The following is a 5807-nucleotide window of genomic DNA, read 5'->3' as shown; positions in this document are numbered from 1 at the left end:
TCGGCCGCCACCGCGGAACCCACGTCACCGCCCATCAGCAGCGCGGTCGCGATCGGCGCTCCCTGCCGCAAAACCCCGAGTGCACCGGCCGCGCCGGCCATCGACGACGCGCCGATCTGTGCGGTGAGGCTGCCGACCTGGACCGAGATGATCACCCCGAACGGGATGGCGACAAGAGCTGCAGGCAACGCGGCGACACCGGCAAAGAACGTCGTCTGGCGATACGCCTCCGACCAGGGGAATCGCCGCGTGGCGATGTCCCGCGCACCCCAGCCGAGCGACACGGTCACCAGGTCGAGAAGTCGTCCGAGCGTCGCGACGGACGACCGCACCATCTGCACCGGCCGTCCCCGCGACGCTTGCTCGAGAATCCTGAAAGCCACCTTGGTTCCCCTCCGCACGACAGTTTTGCATGAAAAACCAAAACTGTGTTCATTTTCAGAAATTTCCCGTCGGAGTGGCCCTGAGCGCCTGTTTTCGTACAGACTGAACCAATGGTCGAATCAACGCCGACGGCGCACGACGCGCCCACGGGCCCTCTCGACGGGATCACCGTGCTCGAACTCGGCACTCTCATCGCGGGCCCACATGCGGCCCGGCTCCTCGGCGACATGGGCGCCGACGTCATCAAGATCGAGCCCCCGGGTCGGCCCGATCCGATCCGCACCTGGGGTCAGGCCGAGGTGGACGGCCACCGCTTCTACTGGACCGTGCATGGCCGCAACAAGCGAGCGGTCACACTCGATCTGCGCAGCGACGCCGGCCGCGAGTTGTTTCTGCGGCTCGCCGACCGCGCCGACATCATCGTCGAGAACTTCCGCCCCGGCACCCTCGAGCGGCTCGGCATCGGACCCGACGTCCTGTCCGAACGCAACCCGGGCATCGTCGTCGTCCGGGTATCCGGTTACGGCCAGTACGGACCCGACGCGACCCGCGCCGGCTATGCGTCGGTCGCCGAGGCGGCGAGCGGCTTACGGCACCTCAACGGTTATCCCGGTCAGCTGCCGCCGCGACTTGCGCTGTCTCTGGGCGACACCCTGGCCGGCATGTTCGCCGCGCAGGGCGCACTTGCCGCCTTGTATCGGCGGACCGTGACCGGCAAGGGGCAGGTGGTCGACACGAGTCTGCTGGAATCCTGTGTCGCCGTGCAGGAGTCGGCCATCGCCGACTACGACATGGGCGGTGTGGTGCGCGGACCGTCGGGTACCCGGCTCGACGGCATCGCACCGAGCAACCTCTACCCCACCAAGGACGGCACGCATGTGATCATCGCCGCCAACCAGGACACGGTGTTCGCGCGGCTCTGCGCGGCGATGGGGACACCCGAGCTCGCCACCGACGAACGGTTCGCCGACCACGCCGCGCGGGGTCGCAACCAGGACGAACTCGATGCCCTGATCGGCGAGTGGTCGTCGCAGCTGACGACGGTCGAACTCACCGACACGCTGCAGGCCGCGGGCGTGGTGGTCGGTCCTGTGAATACGGTTGCCGACGTCGTCAACGACCCACATCTGCAGGCGCGCGGCATGATTGCCGAGCACTACGACACCCGGGTCGGGCGCACGGTCCTCGGACCCGGTGTGGTGCCCCAGTTCAGCGAGACGCCCGGCGGCATCCGCTCGGCCGGACCGCCCGAGCCCGGCTCCGACAACGCCTCGGTCTACGGCGAGTTACTTGGCTTGTCCGACAACGAAATCGCCGATTTACAGCGGACAGGGGTCATCTGAATGGTTGCCACACCCAAGGGCCGTCGTACCGAGGCCGCCTTTCATCAGGCCGCACGACAGGTGTTCGCGGAGAAGGGTTTTCTCAACGCGAAGATCTCCGACATCGCCTCGGTCGCGGGACGCTCGGCGGGATCGTTCTACAACTACTACGAGAACAAACAGCAGCTTCTCGAAGCGCTGCTCCAGACATTCAACGAAGACGTGCTGGAGGGCACACGCGAGCGACTCACCTCCGATCCGCGGGCGAATGTCGAAGCCGCAGTGCGCGTGTACTTCGAGATGTACCGGAAGTATCTGCCGGAGATGATCGGCGTCTTCCAGCTCTCCATGACCGACGAACAGTTCGCCCAGTGGTGGCGGCAGCGTCGGGCCGATGGTATCGGTGCGGTCCTCAAGGTGGTTCGATCGGTCGAGAAGCAGGGCGTGCCAGTCGATCTCGATCACGGCGTGTTCGCGTCGGCGATCGTGTCGATGATGGAGTCGTTCTGCTGGACCTGGTATGCGGCCGGGGGCGACCCGGGCGTCGACACCCACGACGACGAGGTGGCCATCGCCACCGTCGCCGAGATCTTCCGTCGGGCGATGTACAACGGCCGGTGACGAAGACCACAGTCCACTTTAGCGAAACTCGCATTTGATTCGGTAACTTCATCCCATGTCTCTCATCGCGACCGGGCTCTCGCGATCGTTCCGGGGTCACTTCGCCGTCGAGCATGCGGATATCGCACTGCGCAGCGGAGTGATCCACGGACTCGTCGGCCCCAATGGCGCAGGTAAAGCAACACTTCTACTCATGCTCGCGGGTCTGCTCGCTCCCGACACCGGCCAAATTCTGCTCGACGACGAACCAGTCGGACCAGATCGAGCGCGGCAGGTGACCGGCTGGATGCCGGATGTGTTCGGTACCTGGGATGCCCTGACCGCCAAGGAAATACTCACCACGTTCGCCCGGCTGTACGGCCAGACCGCCCGCGACGCGAAGAGCCGGGCAGACGAATTGCTTGCGATGGTTCACCTGTCCGAGTTCGCCGGCAAACCAGCACATGTACTGTCCCGCGGCCAGAAGCAGCGGCTCGGATTCGCTCGCGCACTGGTGAACCGGCCTCGAATCCTCCTCCTCGACGAACCCGCGTCCGGGATGGATCCTCGGTCGCGACTCGATCTGCGTGACCAGCTCCGAGAGCTTGCCGACGGCGGATGCACCGTGCTGGTGTCGTCACACATCCTGTCCGAGCTGTCCGAGATGGTCGACGACGTCGTGATGATGACGGAAGGGCGGACGCGTCCGACGGGCGCCGCGACCGGCCACTCGTGGCGAATTCGTCTGCTCGGACAGACATCCGCCGAGGCCGAAACGCTGGAGTTCGCCGATGACGAAGCCGCCGCCGAGCACCTGACCCGGCTCGTCGCCCATGGTGCCCACATTGCCGAATTCTCCCGCGTGAGCAATGAATTGGAAGACGCGTACCTCGCCCTCGACCCGGAGCGCCGATGACCCTCACCACGGAGAGACAGCAGCATCACGCCGGCCGCAATCGGCTGGGCGCCTGGCTGAGCATTGTCCTGGTCGTGATCGGCCTCGAGCTCCGCCAACGCCTCCGAACCACTCGATGGAAGGTGACTCTCGGAGCGTTGTTCGTGTTCGTCTCGATCGTGGTGTTCGGGTCGCTGTACCTGACCGTCGGCGTCTTCGAAGCGACATACAAGATCTGGGCCACCAATTTCTACATGATCCTGGTCTCGATTCTGTTGTTCTGCGGAATCGTGCTGGCTCCAACCCTGTCGGCGACGTCGATCAACGGCGACCGCAAGGACGCCACCCTGGCCGTGGTTCAGGACACCACAATCACCCACTGGCAGTTGGCCCTTGGCAAACTGATCGGCAACTGGGCATCGTCGATGACGCTGGTGGTCCTCGCCCTGCCCTACCTGATCTGGGCCGTCATCGCCGCGCCGTACGGGATCTGGCCCGGCCTACTCGGCATATGCGTGGTCTCGGTGCTGTTCGCCTGCTACTGCGGGGTCGGGCTGGGCCTGTCGGCCGTGAGTGCGCGACCGGCCGGTTCGGCGGTACTCACCCAAAGTGTCGTCTTCTTTCTCATCCTCGGCCTGCCCGCGATCTTCGGACTCCTCTTCCCGTCCACGGCGCATCGGCACGAGGTCACGCGACCGCACGAAAGTTTGGTCTCCGCGGCACCGAACGACTACGAGAACGCGGAATGGAAATGTGAGGACAGGACAGAGAACGAGGAGTTTCACCACACCGAACGGACCTGGTGGCTACTGGCCCCCAATCCCTTCCTTCTCGTGGCCGACGTCGTCGCCGACCACGACTATCCCGATACGTACTCACCCCGACTCGGTTCGTCCGACTACAACACGGACACTCCGGATCCGTCCGCCGCCCAGTCCATCGCCGCCGCGCTCTCAAGCAGCCGGGCAGGCCCGTTCATCGCGGATCGGTATTGCGGTGACCGCTACCAGCTGAGCAACGATCAAGCCCGTGCGCAGTCGTACTGGTACCGCTCCAATGAGCACGAGCTGTCGCGCATCGGCGACAGCTGGTATATCGGACTGGCCATCACCATTGTCATCGGCGGAATCGGTCTCATCATCGCGGCGCGTCGATTGCGCGTCCCGATTCGCAAGCTGCCCAGGGGAATACGGATCGCCTGAGCGCACTGAGGTCACCGCCATGACTCCCGGGCGACGCGAAGGAAGTTGCCACCGAGTACCGCCACGATGTCGGCATCTCGCCAACCACGCTCCGCGAGATGGGTTCCCAGCGACACAAAGGTTTCCGGCGGCATCCATTGGATCGGACCCCACCGCGTGTACGACTCGTCGAACGCCTCCGGGTTGGCCGCGATCTCGGCGTAGAAGTCGTCCTGGTCGAAGGAGTGGTCGGTGCTGACACCCACATGATCAATGCCCACATGCTCGACGGCGTACTCCAGATGGCGGGTCATCGCCTCCAGCGTCGGAGTGTTGGGTCCCAGGAAGATTCCGACGCCCGTGATTCCGACGACCCCGCCCGTCTGAGCACACGCGCGAGCCTGGTCGTCGGTGATGTTGCGCGGGTGATCCCACAGCGCTCGCATACATGAGTGGCTGTAGATGACCGGGGCGGTGGAGATCTCACACATGTCGAGACCAGTACGCGCGCTGCAGTGCGAGCCGTCGGGCACCATCCCGACGGCGTTCATCTCCGCGACCAGTTGTCTCCCCCACGCGGTCAGGCCCGTGTCCTCAGTGTCGAGACACCCACACCCGGCGGTGTTGGCGTGGTTGTAGGTAGGCAGCATGGTGCGGACGCCGCGATCGTAGAACGTGCGCACGTTGTCGAGATCACCGTCGAGCGAGCCGCTGTCCTCCAGATCGAAGGCGACGGCAAGCCCGCCTGCGCCGGTGACTGCCTCGATCTCCGTTGTGGTCGCCACCATCTCGGCATCGTCGAGTGCCGCGATCGATGCGCGGAATGCGTCGGCGAGCGCCAACGAATCTGCGAGGCTCTGCGGCGAGTAGCCGACATTGATCGAAACGTACGTCCCACTGCCGTGGCGGAACCTGTTCAGTACTCCGACGTCGGCGTCGGGCCGCAGTGGCAGACAGGCGTGCTGGTCCCAGAGGAGTGTCATCTGCGTCGATGGTACGCGGGATGGCGATAATCTCTGGTGCCGTTGACATGCTGCTCGCAGAAACCGCACTTGTCGCCAGAAACCGCAGGTGTGGCCAGAACCGCTGGTGCGCCTCGGGTTTCTGACCAGACACGCGGTTTCTGACATCGCGACACGCCGACGACGCCTCCGGGGGTGCGAAGCGGCCGTCGCGGCCAACCATCACAGAGACCTCACTTGTGGTCAGGGACCGTCGGCAGTTCCGAAGGTCTCTGACCAGAAACGAGGTCCCTGTCGCAGCGGTCCTCGGACCCTAAGCAGGCTGGGTGAAGCCCTTGCATACCCCAGTTCAGGAGGCCGAAAGCAGTACTCTTCGGATCAGCGACCCACCCGCCGACGTCGTCGGCGATCGTGGAGCCCGGAAGAGCGGGGCCGCCCATGCGGCCCGGAGCCTCCGCGCGGC

At 65.0% G+C, this 5807-nt stretch carries 6 protein-coding genes; 4 read left to right on the top strand and 2 right to left on the bottom strand.

The genetic code is table 11. The features are described from left to right. On the bottom strand, nt 1-335 hold a 335-nt coding region (locus tag ABZW74_RS23730), incomplete at its 3' end, for an ABC transporter permease (RefSeq protein WP_355279866.1). 159 nt (nt 336-494) lie between these two features. Here ABZW74_RS23730 and ABZW74_RS23725 point away from each other — a divergent pair. From ABZW74_RS23725 to ABZW74_RS23710, 4 genes are read left to right on the top strand one after another with little or no spacing between them, the layout of a single operon-like run. Beyond that, nucleotides 495-1727: a CaiB/BaiF CoA-transferase family protein gene (locus ABZW74_RS23725; protein WP_240861098.1), complete on the top strand. Its 1233-nt coding sequence runs from the start codon at nt 495-497 to the stop codon at nt 1725-1727. After that, nucleotides 1728-2327 (top strand): TetR/AcrR family transcriptional regulator, encoded by a 600-nt coding sequence (locus tag ABZW74_RS23720; RefSeq protein WP_240861095.1) that lies wholly within the window; start codon nt 1728-1730, stop codon nt 2325-2327. 55 nt (nt 2328-2382) lie between these two features. Next, entirely contained in the window at nt 2383-3222 is an 840-nt protein-coding gene (locus ABZW74_RS23715) for an ABC transporter ATP-binding protein (RefSeq protein ID WP_355279862.1), read from the top strand. After that, a complete protein-coding gene (locus ABZW74_RS23710) occupies nt 3219-4403 on the top strand; it encodes an ABC transporter permease subunit (RefSeq protein ID WP_355279859.1) in 1185 nt (394 codons plus the stop codon). The genes ABZW74_RS23715 and ABZW74_RS23710 overlap by 4 nt, the downstream gene beginning before the upstream one ends. An 11-nt stretch (nt 4404-4414) precedes the next feature. Here the strand turns inward: ABZW74_RS23710 and ABZW74_RS23705 are convergent, their stop codons facing one another. Continuing rightward, nucleotides 4415-5365: a membrane dipeptidase gene (locus ABZW74_RS23705; RefSeq protein WP_355279857.1), complete on the bottom strand. Its 951-nt coding sequence runs from the start codon at nt 5363-5365 to the stop codon at nt 4415-4417. Nucleotides 5366-5807: the final 442 nt, after the last annotated feature.

The sequence above is a fragment of the Gordonia sp. NPDC003585 genome, assembly GCF_040610755.1.
GTDB lineage: Bacteria > Actinomycetota > Actinomycetes > Mycobacteriales > Mycobacteriaceae > Gordonia.
Note: the sequence above shows the minus strand (reverse complement) of the source record. Positions and strands in the feature narration are given on the sequence as shown.